The organism is Allobosea thiooxidans, from assembly GCF_900168195.1.
Lineage (GTDB): Bacteria > Pseudomonadota > Alphaproteobacteria > Rhizobiales > Beijerinckiaceae > Allobosea > Allobosea thiooxidans.
The window spans coordinates 176363-191488 of record NZ_FUYX01000001.1 but is presented as its reverse complement, the minus strand read 5'-3'; the positions used below and the strand labels follow the sequence as shown (position 1 = coordinate 191488).

Annotated in this window: 13 protein-coding genes; 3 read left to right on the top strand and 10 right to left on the bottom strand. The window is 65.6% G+C overall.

Going from position 1 to position 15126, the window contains the following annotated elements; genetic code table 11:
• The first annotated feature begins 99 nt into the window (after positions 1–99).
• Genes B5Y19_RS00935 through B5Y19_RS00925 form a run of 3 tightly spaced genes read left to right on the top strand, consistent with a single transcriptional unit; the run spans position 100 to position 1795 of the window.
• Complete coding sequence (locus tag B5Y19_RS00935; protein ID WP_100959631.1) at positions 100–591, top strand: DUF411 domain-containing protein; 492 nt, start codon at positions 100–102, stop codon at positions 589–591.
• A gap of 5 nt (positions 592–596) precedes the next feature.
• Positions 597–1172 carry a Crp/Fnr family transcriptional regulator gene (locus B5Y19_RS00930; RefSeq protein ID WP_176168532.1) on the top strand — a complete coding sequence of 192 codons (576 nt, stop codon included), beginning with the start codon at positions 597–599 and terminating at the stop codon, positions 1170–1172.
• A gap of 59 nt (positions 1173–1231) precedes the next feature.
• Complete coding sequence (locus tag B5Y19_RS00925; protein ID WP_079590976.1) at positions 1232–1795, top strand: hypothetical protein; 564 nt, start codon at positions 1232–1234, stop codon at positions 1793–1795.
• A 55-nt stretch (positions 1796–1850) separates the two neighbouring features.
• Here the strand turns inward: B5Y19_RS00925 and B5Y19_RS00920 are convergent, their stop codons facing one another.
• The 10 genes from B5Y19_RS00920 to B5Y19_RS00875 all read right to left on the bottom strand — a co-directional run bounded on the left by B5Y19_RS00920 (position 1851) and on the right by B5Y19_RS00875 (position 15102).
• Positions 1851–2201: a hypothetical protein gene (locus B5Y19_RS00920; RefSeq protein ID WP_079590975.1), complete on the bottom strand. Its 351-nt coding sequence runs from the start codon at positions 2199–2201 to the stop codon at positions 1851–1853.
• Positions 2202–2435: 234 nt separating this feature from the next.
• The gene (locus B5Y19_RS00915) at positions 2436–3878 is read right to left on the bottom strand and encodes a multicopper oxidase family protein (protein ID WP_079591075.1); all 1443 of its coding nucleotides are present in this window, start codon (positions 3876–3878) and stop codon (positions 2436–2438) included.
• A 537-nt stretch (positions 3879–4415) separates the two neighbouring features.
• Positions 4416–5699 (bottom strand): MgtC/SapB family protein, encoded by a 1284-nt coding sequence (locus B5Y19_RS00910; RefSeq protein WP_079590974.1) that lies wholly within the window; start codon positions 5697–5699, stop codon positions 4416–4418.
• Between the two features lie 58 nt (positions 5700–5757).
• Complete coding sequence (locus tag B5Y19_RS00905; protein ID WP_280174368.1) at positions 5758–6276, bottom strand: cytochrome b; 519 nt, start codon at positions 6274–6276, stop codon at positions 5758–5760.
• Positions 6273–7793 carry a thymidine phosphorylase family protein gene (locus B5Y19_RS00900; RefSeq protein WP_139384213.1) on the bottom strand — a complete coding sequence of 507 codons (1521 nt, stop codon included), beginning with the start codon at positions 7791–7793 and terminating at the stop codon, positions 6273–6275. Before B5Y19_RS00900 ends, B5Y19_RS00905 begins: the two co-directional genes overlap by 4 nt.
• A 2-nt stretch (positions 7794–7795) precedes the next feature.
• Positions 7796–9154 (bottom strand): MBL fold metallo-hydrolase RNA specificity domain-containing protein, encoded by a 1359-nt coding sequence (locus B5Y19_RS00895; RefSeq protein ID WP_079590971.1) that lies wholly within the window; start codon positions 9152–9154, stop codon positions 7796–7798.
• Positions 9155–9169: 15 nt separating this feature from the next.
• Positions 9170–11554: a phosphoketolase family protein gene (locus B5Y19_RS00890; RefSeq protein WP_244555439.1), complete on the bottom strand. Its 2385-nt coding sequence runs from the start codon at positions 11552–11554 to the stop codon at positions 9170–9172.
• Between the two features lie 28 nt (positions 11555–11582).
• Entirely contained in the window at positions 11583–11963 is a 381-nt protein-coding gene (locus B5Y19_RS00885; RefSeq protein WP_079590969.1) for a hypothetical protein, read from the bottom strand.
• Complete coding sequence (locus B5Y19_RS00880) at positions 11960–12985, bottom strand: ribose-phosphate pyrophosphokinase (RefSeq protein ID WP_459348766.1); 1026 nt, start codon at positions 12983–12985, stop codon at positions 11960–11962. Before B5Y19_RS00880 ends, B5Y19_RS00885 begins: the two co-directional genes overlap by 4 nt.
• Positions 12982–15102, bottom strand: coding sequence for a heavy metal translocating P-type ATPase (locus tag B5Y19_RS00875; RefSeq protein WP_079591074.1), 2121 nt, complete (start codon positions 15100–15102; stop codon positions 12982–12984). Before B5Y19_RS00875 ends, B5Y19_RS00880 begins: the two co-directional genes overlap by 4 nt.
• Between the last annotated feature and the right edge of the window lie 24 nt (positions 15103–15126).

The following is a 15126-nucleotide window of genomic DNA, read 5'->3' as shown; positions in this document are numbered from 1 at the left end:
GCTGCTCGTGATCGCCGCGCTCGTAAAATACGTCTTCTTCCGGTGAGGGTGCTGGACGCCCAACTGGAGAAGGACCTAACCAAGGCAAAGGAGACAATCGTGCCGATCGAGCTTTCCCTATCCCGCCGCGCGCTGTTGATCGGCGCCGCACAGGCGGTTTCAGCGTTCGCGCTGCGGCGCCCTGTTTCGGCCGCCGAGACGCCTCCGAAGATGGTCGTGACCCGGGATCCCAATTGCGGCTGTTGCCGCGGCTGGGTCACGCATATGCGGAAAGCAGGCTTTCCGGTTGAGATGGTTGAGGTTGCCGACGTCACGCCGCTTAAGACCCGGCTGGGTGTGCCCGATAGTCTGATGTCCTGCCACACCGCCGAAATCGGTGGCTATGTCGTCGAAGGCCACGTTCCGGCCGAGGCGATCAAGCGGCTTCTGATCGAGCGCCCGAAGGTGACGGGCCTCGCGGTTGCAGGGATGCCGGTCGGTTCACCCGGAATGCAGGTGCCCGGGCAGGCGCCCGAGGATTATGACGTCGTCATCTTTTCCGCCAGCAGGCAGCATGTCTTCGCGCGCTATCGGGGGCTGCAACAGATCTGATGGCAATGGCGTCCATCCTCGCCGGATTGAAGCCGGTCATTCGGGAACTCGCGGCGGGCGAGACTCTATTCGCGAGCGGGGATGCGACGCGGGGCTTCTTCCTGGTCCGCAGAGGGCAGATTCGCCTTGCGCGCTTCAGCGCCAGTGGGCGCGAGACCCTCCTCTTCGTCGCCGGACCGGGAGAGCGTTTCGCCGAGGCCTCGCTGTTCGTCGAGACATATCATTGCGATGCGCGGGCCGTGGCGGAGAGCTCGGTCGCCTGCTTTCCCAAGTCAGCGGCGCTCGCCCTGTTGGAGGGCGATGCGATCGCACGGTTGGAGCTAACGGCGGACCTTGCTCGGCAGGTGATGGAACTCCGGTCCGCCTTGACCCTGCGCGATGTTCGCTCGGCGCGAGAGCGGGTGCTCGGCTACCTCGTGGCGCGAACCGGCGTCGACGGCCGCACCATTGCCATCGGCGGGCCGCTGAAGGACATCGCGGCGATGATCGGTCTGGCGCCTGAGGTTCTGTACCGGACGCTCGCGCAGTTGGAATCCGAACGGATCATACGGAGAGGAAACGGCATTATCGAGCTGACATGATTTCAATCATGTTGCGGCGCTTCCGACACCCTTATCGGAATGATCGAGGAGACCGTTCCATGATCATAGCAATCACGTTCAGCCTGCTCATCCTGGCGATCTCCGGATGGGTCGCTCCCGTCTCGGCTCAATCCGTGAGTCCTTACGCTGGCCAGGAGGCGCGCGAGATCAAGGCTCTCTCACGAAAGGAGATCGATGACCTGTCTTTGGGGCGCGGCATGGGTTTGGCCAAGCCCGCGGAACTCAACCGATATCCCGGTCCACTTCACGCGTTCGAACTGGCGTCCGAACTCCAGCTTTCGGCCGAACAGCGCAGCGGCTTGAAGGAATCCGAGGCGCGCATGAGAGCGGGCGCGATGGCGTTGGGTGCCGAAATCCTGGACTTGGAGCACAAGCTCGACGTGGCCTTCGCACGGCGCACGATCGAGCCATTGCGCCTGCGTGAACTGACGGTCCAAATCGGCACCAGGCAGGGCTCATTGCGGGCGGTACATTTGCAGGCCCATATCGAGACGGCTGGCCTGCTCACCTCGGATCAGATCGCGCGATATGATGTTCTGCGTGGCTACCGCAATCCATCGCCGGCGGCGCCGAGCGGCCACCATCTGAAGCAGCACCGTTGAAGTCGTTGTCCGCGACGGCATCGCCCCTTTGCCGCAGTGGGCGCAGAACCGGCTATCATCCACCGTTGGCGCACGATACGCGTGTCTGTTCCATGTAGAGTACGCCATCCCTGACGGAGATCGCGAAAGCTCGACGAAGGCCGCTGTCGAACGTGACTACGATCGAATTGTCGGCGACCACATAGCTGCCAGTGGTCTGCCATAGCCCGTCATACGCGAAGTGTCCGTCGGCTCCGAACGCGAACCTCGCGCCTCCCGGCGTAGTGCATAGCTTGCCGTGAACCGCTTGCGTGATCTCTTGGGCGCCCAATCGCAATCCCGAGGGATGAGCTTGAGCGATCTCAGTGGAAGCGGCGAGGAAGGGCAGCAGTCCCGCCGCTGCGAAAAGGACACCCTGGAGACCCATTCTCGCCTCCTTGGATCAAGGAACCGTGCCTCGTACATTATACCACAAGATTGGATTTCTGAGGGACCGCGGCATGGAAACTTTCGTCCACCGGACGCCGGAGCCAGGGTAGTCGAGATCGACGAGAACGCCCCATGAATGGACGCTTCAGTTCAGGCGAGCGCCCGGACAGGCCATGTGCACGGGTCCGGGCGCCGAAAGCTGAGTCCAGATGCGGGGACGCGCCGGCCGAGGCTAGCCGATCCCTTCATAGGCAAGCTGGGCCATCATGCCCGTCGCCATGTGGTAGAGGTGGTGACAATGCAACGGCCAGCGGCCGGGATTGTCGGCATCGAACGTGATCGTCACGGCTGCGTCCGGCGGTACGAGGACCGTATCGCGCACGGCTCCCGGGAGCGATACCCCGTCGATGGCGGTGACCTGGAAATGATGACCGTGCAGGTGCATCGGATGCGACATCATCGATGCGTTTCGCATCGTGACCTCGATCCTCTCGCCCTTCCGGATCCGGAGATCGTCCGCGCCGCCGATCCCCCACGTGTAGTCCTGCATCCGGCCGGTGAGGGTCAGCGCGAAGCGGCGATCGGGAGCCCGGACGGGAAGCGAATGTAGGGCCCGCAGCTTCCGCTCGAGTCCGAGTTCGACGATCGGACCGGCGTGCTCGGCGCTTCCGGCGACGCGTTGCACCGAGGCTCCCTGCGTGGCGAGGATCACCCCGGTGCGCTCGCTGGCCCCTTCACGCAGCGCGAGAACGGGATAGGCGCCCGGACCTTCGGGCAAGGACAGCCGGATGTCGAGCCGCTGGCCCATGCTGAGCGGGAAGGCCGTGCCGACGATCGGCTCGACGTCCCTGCCATCCACCGCAAAGAGCGTGCCGGGAACCGATCCAGTCTCGATGGTGAAGGCCGTCGCGGTGGCGCCGTTGATGATGCGTAGGCGGACGCGGCCGCCACGCTCCACCCGGATCACGTCGGGATCATCGAGAGTGCGATCATTGGCGAGATAGGCATCGTAGTCGATGTCGTTGAGGTCGCTGGCCGTCGCTTGGCTTGTCGTCGCAGGCTGGTGCGTGTTGCCCCCGTGGCCCATCGCGGAATGGTCCATCGGCGCGGCGTGACCTCCGCCGCCCTTCAGCTTCGCGAGCAATTCCTCGGCGGGCTTGAAGGAGAAGTCGTGCAGCAGGACGACCACCTCCTGCTCGTCGCGCGCGAGATCGGCGGCCGTCCTGACGATGAGGGGGGCCGCCAGCAGGTTCTGTTCCTGAAGCGTATGAGCGTGCATCCAATGTGTGCCGCCAGCGCCTACGGGGAAGGTGTAGCGGGCGACATCGCCCGGCTTGAGCAGTGGCTTCGGATTGTCCGGCACGCCGTCCTGGTGCCAAGGAGGGGTCAGGCCATGCCAGTGGATCATCGTGGCCTCGCCGATTTCGTTGGCAAGGCGGACGTCGAAGTTCGATCCCGCTTCCAGGATGAGCCCATGGCGGCCATCGGGTTGCAGAAGGCCGAACACGCGGGCGCTCCTCCCGTGGACTTCGATGGTCCGGCTGACGACCCGGAGGTCGATCGGTGATGGGCTGCTCGCTCCCTGGGCGAGACTGGCGGCGGGGCGCATCAAGGCGTTCGCGCCGAGCGCCGCGGCCCCGGTCATTGCGGCAGTGAGGAATCTGCGACGGTTCATGATGAATGTCCTGTTTCGGCCTGCGACGGCAGGGTCGTTGATCAGGTGTGTTGGCAGACATGCGTTGAGCTGGACGACCTGGATGTCAGACGGACCGCTCTGATCGGTATCGAGGAGGGCCATGGGGTGGACGGGCCACGAGGCCACCGGGTTGCTCCTCCTGTCGGCGATACGCGACCGCCTCGACGGTGGTGCTTGAGGATCTCGGGGCTGCTGCAATGGCAATGCCGCAGGCGTTGCACGCCGCCGCGCAGCATGGACCTGACGGCGTTCCGGCCTCCGGGTTGCCGTGCCCATGTTGGTGTTGGCTCGCTGTGGTCTTCGATGCGTCGACCTGGGAGAACCCAGCCGTCGGCTCCTCCAGGCAACGGACGGGATGGGCGCTGATCGTCGGTACCGCGATCAGCACGAACGCGAGCGCCGCGATCAGCGCTCTTCTCTGTCCGGCAATGGTCTTCGCCAAAGTCCGCATCCGCTCAACGGTGGATCCTCGGACCCAAAGCTAGCGCAATGCCCGACGTCGCGAATTAACCTCGATCAAGGATTCGGAGTGCCCAGGAGGCCCGCCCATTCGAAATGCGGCAAGGTGACGAATGCCGCGTAACCCGACGCAGCCGCGACGATCGTGGCGCCGATGTATGGCAACCAGAAGCGGACAGGTCCGGTTGCGATCGCGACCGAGATGCGCCCGACAGCATTGCTCGCTAGCGCTAGCAGGACAGCGTGGCCGACGGCCTCGGGCGATGCCGACTGCCCGAGAAGCCGCAAGGCGCTGAGCACGGCGACGTCCACGTCGAAGAGCCCCGAGATCGCGGAGGTCGCGATCATTCCGCGGCTGCTTCCGATCGACAGCACGGCGCTGATCGTCGAGACGACGCCGAAGAGCACGGCGAAGGCCAGGAGCGGTCCGAGCTCGAAGGGATTTCGGGGCGGTTCCGTACCGTCTCCGTCCACCCGTCCCCGCGACAGAAAGAGGGCGCCGGATGCCCCGAAGCCGACAATCGCGGCAAGCATCGCGGTGCCGGAAACGCCGAGCAGCGATGGCGCGACGATGGTTACGATCCCCGCCACGCGCAGCACGGAAACGCCCGCGGCGAGCGCAGCCGCTCCGGCGAGCGGCCAGGGACTTCCTCCCGCTGCCGCCGTTCGCGCCAGCGCGACGGTGACGGCGGTCGAGGAGACGATCGCGCCTGCCAGGCCGCCTACCAGGACGCCGCGAGCGGTACCGAGGGCCCGGACGGCGATATAGCCGAGATAGGAAATCGCGGCCGTCAGCACCGTGAACAGCCACACTTGCCGGGGGTTGAAGCCTCCCCATGGATCGATCGTACGCGCAGGCAGGAGGGGCAGGACGATCGCGGTCATCACGGCGAGCACGAGTGCCGAGCGCAGTTCGATCCAGGAAATCCTCCTGAGCAGCCCGTGCAGGAGATCGCGACTGGCAAGAACGGCCGCGAGCGCGGCTCCGCCCGCCGCCGCGACGCGTTGATCGCCCGTGACCGCGAGGGCGCCGAGCGCGAACACGCCGAGAGCGGCGATGACACCGGTCACGCTGAAGCTCTCGTCGTGCATGGATTCGCGCGCCTGGTACCACGCAAAGACGGCGGTGAAGGCCAGGAACGTGGCGATGAGGACCGAGGGCGTGTTCAGGCTGAGGCTGAGGGCCGCGGCGACGCCGCCCAGCAGTCCAGAGATCCCATAGGTGCGTATACCCGCCGTCCGGCCGCCATCGGGCGTGTCGCGTTCTCGCCACCCACGCTCCAGTCCGACGAGCAAGCCGATGGCCAGAGCAAGGCCGAGCTGCGGGATCAACGAGTCCATTGTGCGTCCGCTCCGGAGCCGATCTCCGACGCCCGGTTCCTGGCGACGGCACGCCTCATCAGCCCTTGATCATCCTGCGCAAGACGTCGTCCCGGCGATAGAGGTGATGCCAGAGCGCAGCGACGATGTGGATGAGGACCAATGCCAGGAGCAACCAGCTCAGGTATCTATGGAGAGGCGCGACCCGGAAGGTGAGATACATCGCGATCGTTCCGGTCACCGGCAGCGCGATCAAGAGGCCGTACAGCGCTATGTGTGTGACTGAAGCTACCCGAGCTTCCAATCGCGAGGTGCCATCGGTAGGAAGGGGCTTGCCGCGGACGAGCCGTATCGCAAGCTGTAGCAGCGCCATCAGCAGGATCAGCCATCCGCTCCAGGCGTGAACCTGATGCAGGAACAAGTCGATGGGAGCAGGCTTGAGGAAGCCGTGCGCCAGGTGCGTGCGCTGGATCGCCCAGGCCGTCGGCACCTGGATGATGCAAAGGAGCGGCACGATCCAATGCATGGCTCGTTGGTAGACGTTGAACGCCTGCGTCCCGGGACAAGCCAGCGTGGAAGGCCATAGCTCGAGCCTCACGGCTCGACCTTGACGATGTCTCCGGCACGCGAGGCGTAGTCGAGCGCGTAGGATAATTCCGAAGCCGTTTCGGCGTGGACATGCAGGAGGGGCTGACCCCTGTCGATCGTCGCGCCCAGCCGGACCTCCATATGGACGCCCGCGGCCTTGGCCTCCGGCGCTCCCGCCAGCTTGGCAAGCCTGGCGACCTTGCGGTTGTCGATATGAACCACGCGACCAGCGCTTGGGGCGACGAGCGCGTGGACGCTCGAGGCCTTTGGCGGTGCGCGCAACCCGCCCTGCGCCCGGCAGATTGCCTCGAACTTCGTCCAGGCCTTGCCGCTGCTCAACGTTTCAAGGGCCATCACGGTGCCGCGTCCTTGTTCGGCCTTGCCACCGATCTCAAGGGCCGCGCCCGCGAGCAGGGCGGCACGGTGGCGCAGATCGTCGGGGGCAGCGGGTGCGTTCTGAAGCACGGCGAGGACATCGAATGCCTCGAGGGCCGGGCCGATGCCGCGCCCCACGGGCTGTGCCCCGTCGGTCTGGATACATGTCGCGCTGAGACCAAAACGTGCCGCGACCGCGCGCATGCGATCTGCGAGCTGATCGGCAGCTTCACCACTGCGGACCTTGGCGGTAGGCCCGACGGGGATGTCGATGACGACATGGGTTGAGCCGGCGGCGATCTTCTTCGAGAGGACCGATGCGATGAGCTGACCCTCGGTGTCCACGTCGAGCTCACGCTCGACGCGCACGAAGATGTCGTCCGCGGGGCTCAGATGCACGGCTCCGCCCCATGCCACGCATCCGCCCTCGGCCTCGACCACTCGCCGCAGCGTCGCCATGTCGAGATCGACCGGCGCGAGCGTCTCCATGGTATCGGCCGTTCCCGCCGGAGAGGTGATGGCGCGGGAGGAGGTCTTGGGCATGACCAGGCCGTTCGCGGCAACGATCGCGACGACGATCGGGGTCGTTCGGTTGCCGGGAAGGCCGCCGACGCAGTGCTTGTCGACCACGATCGGCGCATCCCATCGCAGATGGCCGCCGACCTTGACCATCGCATCCGTCAGCTCGGCCGTCTCGTCCTCGTTCAGTGGCAAGGCGGCACTGGCCGTCAGGAAGGCTGCCAGATGGACGTCGGTGTAGCGTCCGGCCACAACGTCCCCGACGATATCGGAGAACGCCTGCGCGTCGAGCCGATTGCCGTAGATGCGACGGCGCACGCTTGCCAGTGAGGAGATGGCGGGCGGATGGCTTACGCTGATCGCCTCACCCTCCGTGACGCCGAGGAGGTCCCAGGCCGTCTCGGAAAGCCCGGCCTCATCTGGCGCGAGGAGCGAATCCCCCTCGACCTGGAACAGCGTCGCCTGGACATGCCGCTCACCATAGGAAAGCAAGACCTGGGACCGAGCGGCCAATCCCTCGGAGCGACAGACGTGGCAGTCGGTCCGCATGACGACAACCGCCTGGTGCTGCGAGTGCAGGTGTAGCCGCTTGACGCGCAATGTCGGCTGGATGATGGGGGGATCGCTGGGCATCGTCATAGGTCGAAGGACTGGTTCATGCGGGGGACGGTGGCGTTCCAGCCGAGCTCGCGGTCGATCCGTACGCGCAGGGCCTCCGAGGCGTCATCTTCGCCGTGAACGATGAAGGCGCGGCTGGGCGCGCGCCGAAAGCCGGACAACCAGCGCATCAGTTCGTTCGCGTCAGCGTGGGCCGAAAGCATCGACAACTCGGCGACTTCCGCCTGGACGGGAATCCACTCGCCATGGATCTTGGTCTCGCGTGCGCCTTGCAGCATGGCGCGGCCTCGGGTGCCCGCAGACTGGAAGCCGGAGAACAGGATCGTATTCTTCGAGTCGGGGGCAAATGCCTTGAGATGGTGGAGGACGCGTCCGCCGGTCGCCATTCCACTCGCCGAGATCACCACCTTGGGATAGGGGCTGGCCGTGATCGCCTTGGAACCCTCTACGTCCCGTGTATAGGTCGCGACCCCACAGATTGCGGCGCACATCTCGGCAGGGAGCCGATGGTCCGCGCGATGGTTGTGCAGCAGATTGGTTGCATCGATCGCCATGGGACTGTCCAGGTAGACCGGGATGTTGGCAAGCTGCCCGTTCGTCTTGAGCTTCCACAAATGGTAGAGCAGCGATTGCGCGCGCCCGACCGCGAAGGCCGGGATCACTAGCGTGCCGCCCCGCTCGACCGTTCTCTTGACGATGGCGCCGAGCGCCTCGGTGGGATCAGCCGGGTCGTGGAGGCGGTTACCGTAGGTCGATTCCACGAGAACATAGTCCGCATCGGGCACGACCTCTGGATCGGGAAGTACCGGGTCGTCGTAGCGCCCGATGTCGCCGGAGAAGGCGATGCGGCGTCCGCCCCATTCGATATCGGCGGTGGCGGCACCCAGGATGTGCCCGGCGTGCCGGAACCTCAGCGTGGCCCCGCCAGGGAGCCGAACGACGTCGCCGAACGGAATCGATGTGAAGCATTCGAGAGCGCGCTCGGCATCATGACTTCCGTAGAGCGGCAGGGCTGGCTTGTGCTTCGAGAAGCCCTTCCTGTTGGCGTATTCGGCGTCCTTCTCGTTGAGATGGGCAGCGTCCATCAGGATCAACTGGGCGATGTCGCTTGTGGCCGCAGTTGCGAAAATCTTGCCGCGAAAGCCCTCCCGAACCAGCCGCGGTAGATAGCCGGAATGATCGAGGTGGGCGTGCGTCAGCACCACCGCATCGATGCTCGACGGGTCGATGGGCAGCGGTTCCCAGTTCAGATCGCGCAGGTTCTTGAGACCCTGGAACAGGCCGCAATCGATCAGGATGCGGGTGTCGTTGTGGGCAAGAAGATGCTTGGAGCCGGTAACCGTACCGGCGCCGCCGAGGGAGGTGAGCGTGAGCATGAGCGTGACGGCCCTTCAGGTCGTTGAGATTAGGAGGTGGGCCGGGTCGCCGCGTCCATTAATGGCGTCGCGCTCGTCGGGAGTGAGCAAGTCGTCTCGGGACCAACCAGCGAGCGGCGCCGCCGCATCCACCAGATGCGCCCACGAACAACGATTGGCGAAGAGCATCCCGGGCACGTCGAACGTGCCGCCGCGGCTGATATAGCCGAGCGCCGTGGTCCGCCGTGGTCCGCCGTCCAGCCGCCGCAACAGGCCAAGCATGGGTTCAGGCCTCGTATGGGTCACGATCACGCGCGGCAGATCCGGCGGGAACAACGCCGCGACTGCATCGTCGCCTGCCGTAAAGGCCGCCTCGATAGGATCGCGCGGTTGACGAAAGCGTCCGGGTTCGCAGATTCCTGTGACTAGGACTCGATGACCGTGCCGTCCAAGTCGGCTGGCGGCCTTCAGCGCCTCTTCCAACTGATAGGCGCCGATCGCGACGATCTGTAGGTCGGCTGCGTCCGGCACGCCCTCGAAATGGGCCGCGCCGTCCTCCACGAACCGGGTGGCCGTCTCGGCTTCGAGCCGATGCGGCATGTCGCGCTTGGAGACGATCAGGCAGGCCACCTGTCCGCGGCCGCCATAGACCGAGCGCAAGGCGGCCATGGCGGTGTTGGCGTCGACCGGGAACAGGACGCGTGCGGTGTCCGACATCTCGCCGAGTAGTGCCTCGCCGATCGTGGGATCCTGATGCGACTGCTCGTTCTTGGAATTCTCCCAGGTGTGGGAGGTGACGACGAGCGGCACGGATATCCAGCCTGGCTGCCGTCCGATCTCGCGCTGTCGCCGGGCGAAGACGATTTCCTGTCGCAGGCCGCCGAGCATCTTCATGGCGAAGGCCTCGTAACTGACGATCAGGTTGAGGCCGCCTTTGTTGGCAAGCGCCGCGCCCGCCACCGCTTCCTCGTTTAGGGCGGTGATGACCGCTCCGTCCACGGCCTCCGAGGTCCCGGGTTCGCAGACGTTCACGCGATGGCGCAGGCGATCGAGCGTAGCGCCCATGTGATTGGATCGCAGTTCGTCGGGGTTTCCGACGCGCGACCTCAGTTCCGGGTTGTGGTCGACCAGGCGCACGAACCACCGGTCGAGCGCATGCATAGCGCAATCTGCCGGGCTGCCGGCCCTCGTCCAATCGGGCTCAGGAAGTCGAGGGGAGGGCGGGTGCCGGAACGCCAGCGGGTGCCGACTCTCGGGCGGGCGGTTCTGTTTCCCGTGAACCGCCAGCGCGCCGATGGCACGATCGAGCTCGTCCGACGGCACGAAGAGGGACCGCGCGGCATCGTTGAACGCTTGGCGCGCGACCTCGTCGTTCGACGGGTTGCCGCCGAGCGGCAGGTTATGCGCGGCGTTGGTGCCCGCTCCAGGGAACCCGAAGCCCTTGACCGTCTCGGCGATGACGTAGGGGATCGGCGCGGGATAGCGGCGGTCCGGGCGGGCCGCGAAGCGTTCGAGCCGCTCCTCCGCCGTGAGGATCGCCCAGGCAAAGGCTGCTGGATCCCGCCCGTCGATCGAGAAAGGGTCGAACCCATTATGGCGCAGATGGGAGGCGAGCCAGTCTGAGCCACCCTGCTGTGCGATTTGGGCTCGCTCCTCGATCCTGCGACCGTTGAGGATCATCACCGGGACCGCGATGCCGGAATCCTCGGCGCGCCACCAGCGCGGCGTCCAATCGGAACCTCGTTGTTCCTCGAAGGCGCCGTCGCTCAGGAACGCGACCAGCCGCTCGCCGGGGAGCGGCATGTGAACGTATTGGACCTCGGCAAAGCCGAGGTACCCTCCCTCCGAGATCGCACCGGCCGTGTTGGGGCCGGCGTGGCTTCCGAGGGGAACCGAGGCGTGTCCGCTTGCGTCGATCGCATAGGAATAGAAGTCGGCGGCAAGCCTCGAAAGCCCGGCTTCGCTACGATCGTAGCGGCCCTTTTGGACGGCGGACACGTCTCCGGTAAGGGCGTTGATCGCCTCGATGGAGGCGACGCAATGCCCCTGTCCCATGAGCCAGGAGCGCGTCGTCGCGGTGATCGCGTTGGCGACGAGATAGCCGACGAATGCGGGAACCATGTTGAGCGAGCCGCCGGTATGTCCCTCCGGTGTGGCCTTGAAGGCCTCCGGCGGCAAAGGCGCGCCGGAGAGGTCCATCCTTCGGGCATAGGTCATGTGGACGACGGCCCACATGGCGGCCGACGCGAGGCGGTCCGCTGCCGCGAGCAAGCGGTAATACGCATCCACTTCGGTCGTTCTGCCGGCCGCGATCAGCCGCGCCCCCAGGGCCCGGACGCGATCCCTGGTTTCGGACGAGTGCTCGATGACGCCGTAGCCATTGGCCCAACGCAGAAATTCGGGAGATGGGTCGTGGTTCACTCGCTGGACCTTTCTGCGCGGATTGCTCTCAGGAGAGAAGAGCGCCTGCTGCTGCGCTGGCGGATACCTGGACCGAAGCCGCATAGAGGAGCGCTCTCAGAATGATCGTGGCAGCCACGCCCGCCAGAACCAGCCAGCACAGCCAGTACAACGCCCTCATCCACGGAGCCTCGGGCCGCCCCAGGTCCCGCTCGATTGCGTGCTTGTCGTACATTCCCCAGGCATGGACGAGCGCTCCCGCCAGCAGTAAGGGACCCGTAAGGTCGGCAACGTAGCGGGCGACCAGCAATCCGAGGCCGCCGCCGAACAGAGCGGCGCCTAAAGTAGAGGCCAATTCGGATCGCTTGAGCCTCGCGCTCGTCACCGCATTCGGCCTGCCCGGGACCTCGATTTGCGTGGGAGGTTTCATCGGCCGGACGTCCAGGATGGCGGGTCACTGGCCGGAAAGGAGTCATATCCGGCTTGCTCAACCTCGTCGCGCGGCTCGGGCGGCCTGCGCCGCCGCACGAGTTGTTCCGCTGTATTTTCCGCGACCGACAACTCGCCTGCGATCAGCGAGGCAAGACCGATGGCATTGCTCTCGTGCTCGACTGCGTCCGCGGAGACGATCCTTTCGGATAGAGCACGCAGGCGGGCGTAGGAGTTCTCGGCGAAGATGGGATGGACGACCGCAATGACGGGCTTGGGAAATCCTTGCGGCGGGAGCTTGCGCGCCGCCTCGATCAGGGTGTGGCCGGACGAGGCGATATCGTCGACGAGGACGGGTTGACGCCCCTGCCATGCGGACAGGTCGGGCACATCGACATCGACGCTGCGATCCCCATGCCTCACCTTGCGAAGAACCGTCCAGGGAGCGCGTGCTCGCTCGGCAATCGCCGAGACCCATTGCTCGCTTTCCTCGTCCGGGCCGATGACGAGGGGCGAGCGGACTTCCTCCGCGATCCAGTCGGCGAGAAGCGGGGCCGCGTGCAGCGTATTCGTGGGAATGGCGTAGAGGGAGGAAAGCGCCGGATAGCGATGCAGGTGCGGGTCGACGGTTACCAGCCTGTCGAAGCTCGACGAGATGAGCCGCGCAAAGCTTCTCGAGGTCACGGCCTCTCCGGCCCGGAAGCGGCGATCCTGCCGCATGTAGGAGAGGTAAGGCGCGATCAACGACACCGTCCGTGCTCCGAGCGAGCGGGCCGCATCGGCAGCGAAGACCAGGCGCAGGAAGCCCTCGTCCGGCCTGGCCAGCGTGCAGACGAGATAGACCGACTTGCCCACAACGTCCGACAACAGGCGCACATAGCTCTCGCCATCGGGAAAACGTCGTACTTCGAGCACGCCGAGCTCCCATCCGCCAGCGTTTGCCAGCCGTTGCGCGAAGGTCTCGTTTCCGGGCAGGGGAAGGATCAGCCGCATCGCGGATTCCTGTGAGGCCGTGGAGGTCATGCCTGGCGCCTGTAGAAGCGCAGGAACTGTGCGTTGATCGCGACGATCACAGTACTGGCGGACATGAATACGGCGGCCACGGCCGGGGTCATCAGGAAGCCCGTGCCGAAGGAGATTCCGGCGGCCATCGGGATAGCGATGGTGTTGTAGCCGGTCGCCCAGATCAGGTTCTGAACCATCTTGCGATAGGTCGCGCGCGACAGGCCAAGGATCGCCGCGACGTCACGCGGGTCGCTTCTGACGAGCACTACGTCGGCCGATTCCACGGCGACGTCGGTGCCTGCGCCGATAGCGACTCCCAGATCGGCCTGGACGAGGGCTGGCGCGTCGTTGACGCCGTCGCCGACCATGGCGACGGAGAGCCCGCGCGCCTGAAGCTCCTTAATCTTCTCGGACTTCTGGTCGGGGAGTACCTCGGCGAAGAACTCGGCGATGCCGAGTTCCTTGGAGACGGTCTCTGCAACACCTTTGGCATCGCCCGTCAGCATCACAGACCTGATGCCGAGGCGAGTGAGTTCGGCGATCGCCTCCCTCGATTCCGACCTGACAATATCAGCGAGCGCGAACAGGGCCGTGGGCTCCCCTCCGCGGACGAGGACGACGACGGTCTTGCCCTCGGTCTCGAGCCGCTTAAGCTCCGGATGCCTAACGGGCTTGCCCTGCCGGGCGAGATTGCCAGGACTGACGATGCGCACTTCCTGATTTGCGACCTTGGCGACGAGGCCTTCGCCGGTAATGTTGCTGACCTCGGTTGCCTTGGGCAGCGCGATGTTTCGTGCCTTTGCCTCGGCGACGATGCCATGGGCTATGGGGTGCTCGGACTGGCTTTCGGCCGCGGCCGCGAAGGCCAGCTCCTCCTCGACCTTGCCTTTTCCGAGCAGCACGATGTCGCTGACGCCGAAGCGGCCTTCAGTCAGCGTGCCCGTCTTGTCGAAGACGGCGGCATCGAGATTGCGCGCCCGCTCGAAGGCGGCGCGATCCCGGATCAGCAGGCCATTGCTGGCGCTGAGCGAGGTGCTGACCGCAACGACGAGCGGGACCGCTAGGCCGAGCGCATGCGGGCACGCTACGACCATCACCGTGACCATCCGCTCCAGCGCGAATTCGAGGGGAGCGGACAGAACTAGCCACCAGACGAAGAGCGTTCCAAAGCCGACAATGAGGGCGATGTATGTTAGCCAAGCGGCCGCCCGGTTGGCGATGTCTTGCGTACGCGAGCGCGTCGCCTGGGCCTTCTTCACGAGGTCGATGACCTGGGCGAGGTAGGTCGAGTCGCCCGTCGCGGTCACCTCGATCGTCACGGCGTTGGCGCCGTTGATGGCGCCGCCGATCGCCGTCGCGCCGACCGTCTTGGTGACGGGCCTGGATTCGCCCGTGAGCATGGCCTCGTTGAAGCCCGACGAACCTTCCAGGATCTTGCCATCAACGGGGACCTTGGCACCCGGCCGGACGATCACACGGTCGCCTGGCTTGAGCGCCGAGATCGGGACTTCGCGCGTGCTGCCGTCGGCTTCGATCCTGGTTGCGCTGTCGGGCAGCAGCCGTACCAGCTCCTCGAGGGCGCGCGAGGCGCCCATGACGGAGCGCATCTCCACCCAGTGCCCGAGCAGCATGATCAGAATGAGCGTCACGAGCTCCCAGTAGAAGGCCTCCCCGGGAAAGCCGAAGGTGACGGCGGCGGAGAAGAAATAGGCCGCCGAGATCGCCAGCGCGATCAGGGTCATCATTCCGGGCTGACCCTTGCGCAGCTCGGATACGAAGCCCGTCAGGAACGGCCAGCCGCCGTAGAGATAGGCGGCCGTGGACAGTGCAAAGAGAACATAGCCGTCACCCGGGAAGGCGAGGGCGCTGGCAATGCCGAGCCAGTGCTGGATCATCGGCGACAGCAGCAGAACCGGCGGTGTCAGGATTAGCGTTACCCAGAAGCGTCGGCGAAAATCGGCGACCATGGCGCCATGGTCGTGTCCGCCATGCCCAGCATGCTCGGCATGGCTCGATCCGGCGGCCATGACGACCTTCGGGTTGTCGTGACGGTCGTGGCCCGAGTGCCCGCTCGCCTGGTGTCCCTCATGGCCGGGATGCCCATGATGGCCATGGTCAGAATGGGGCGAACTCATAGTCTGTTCCTTGGCACGGCCGCG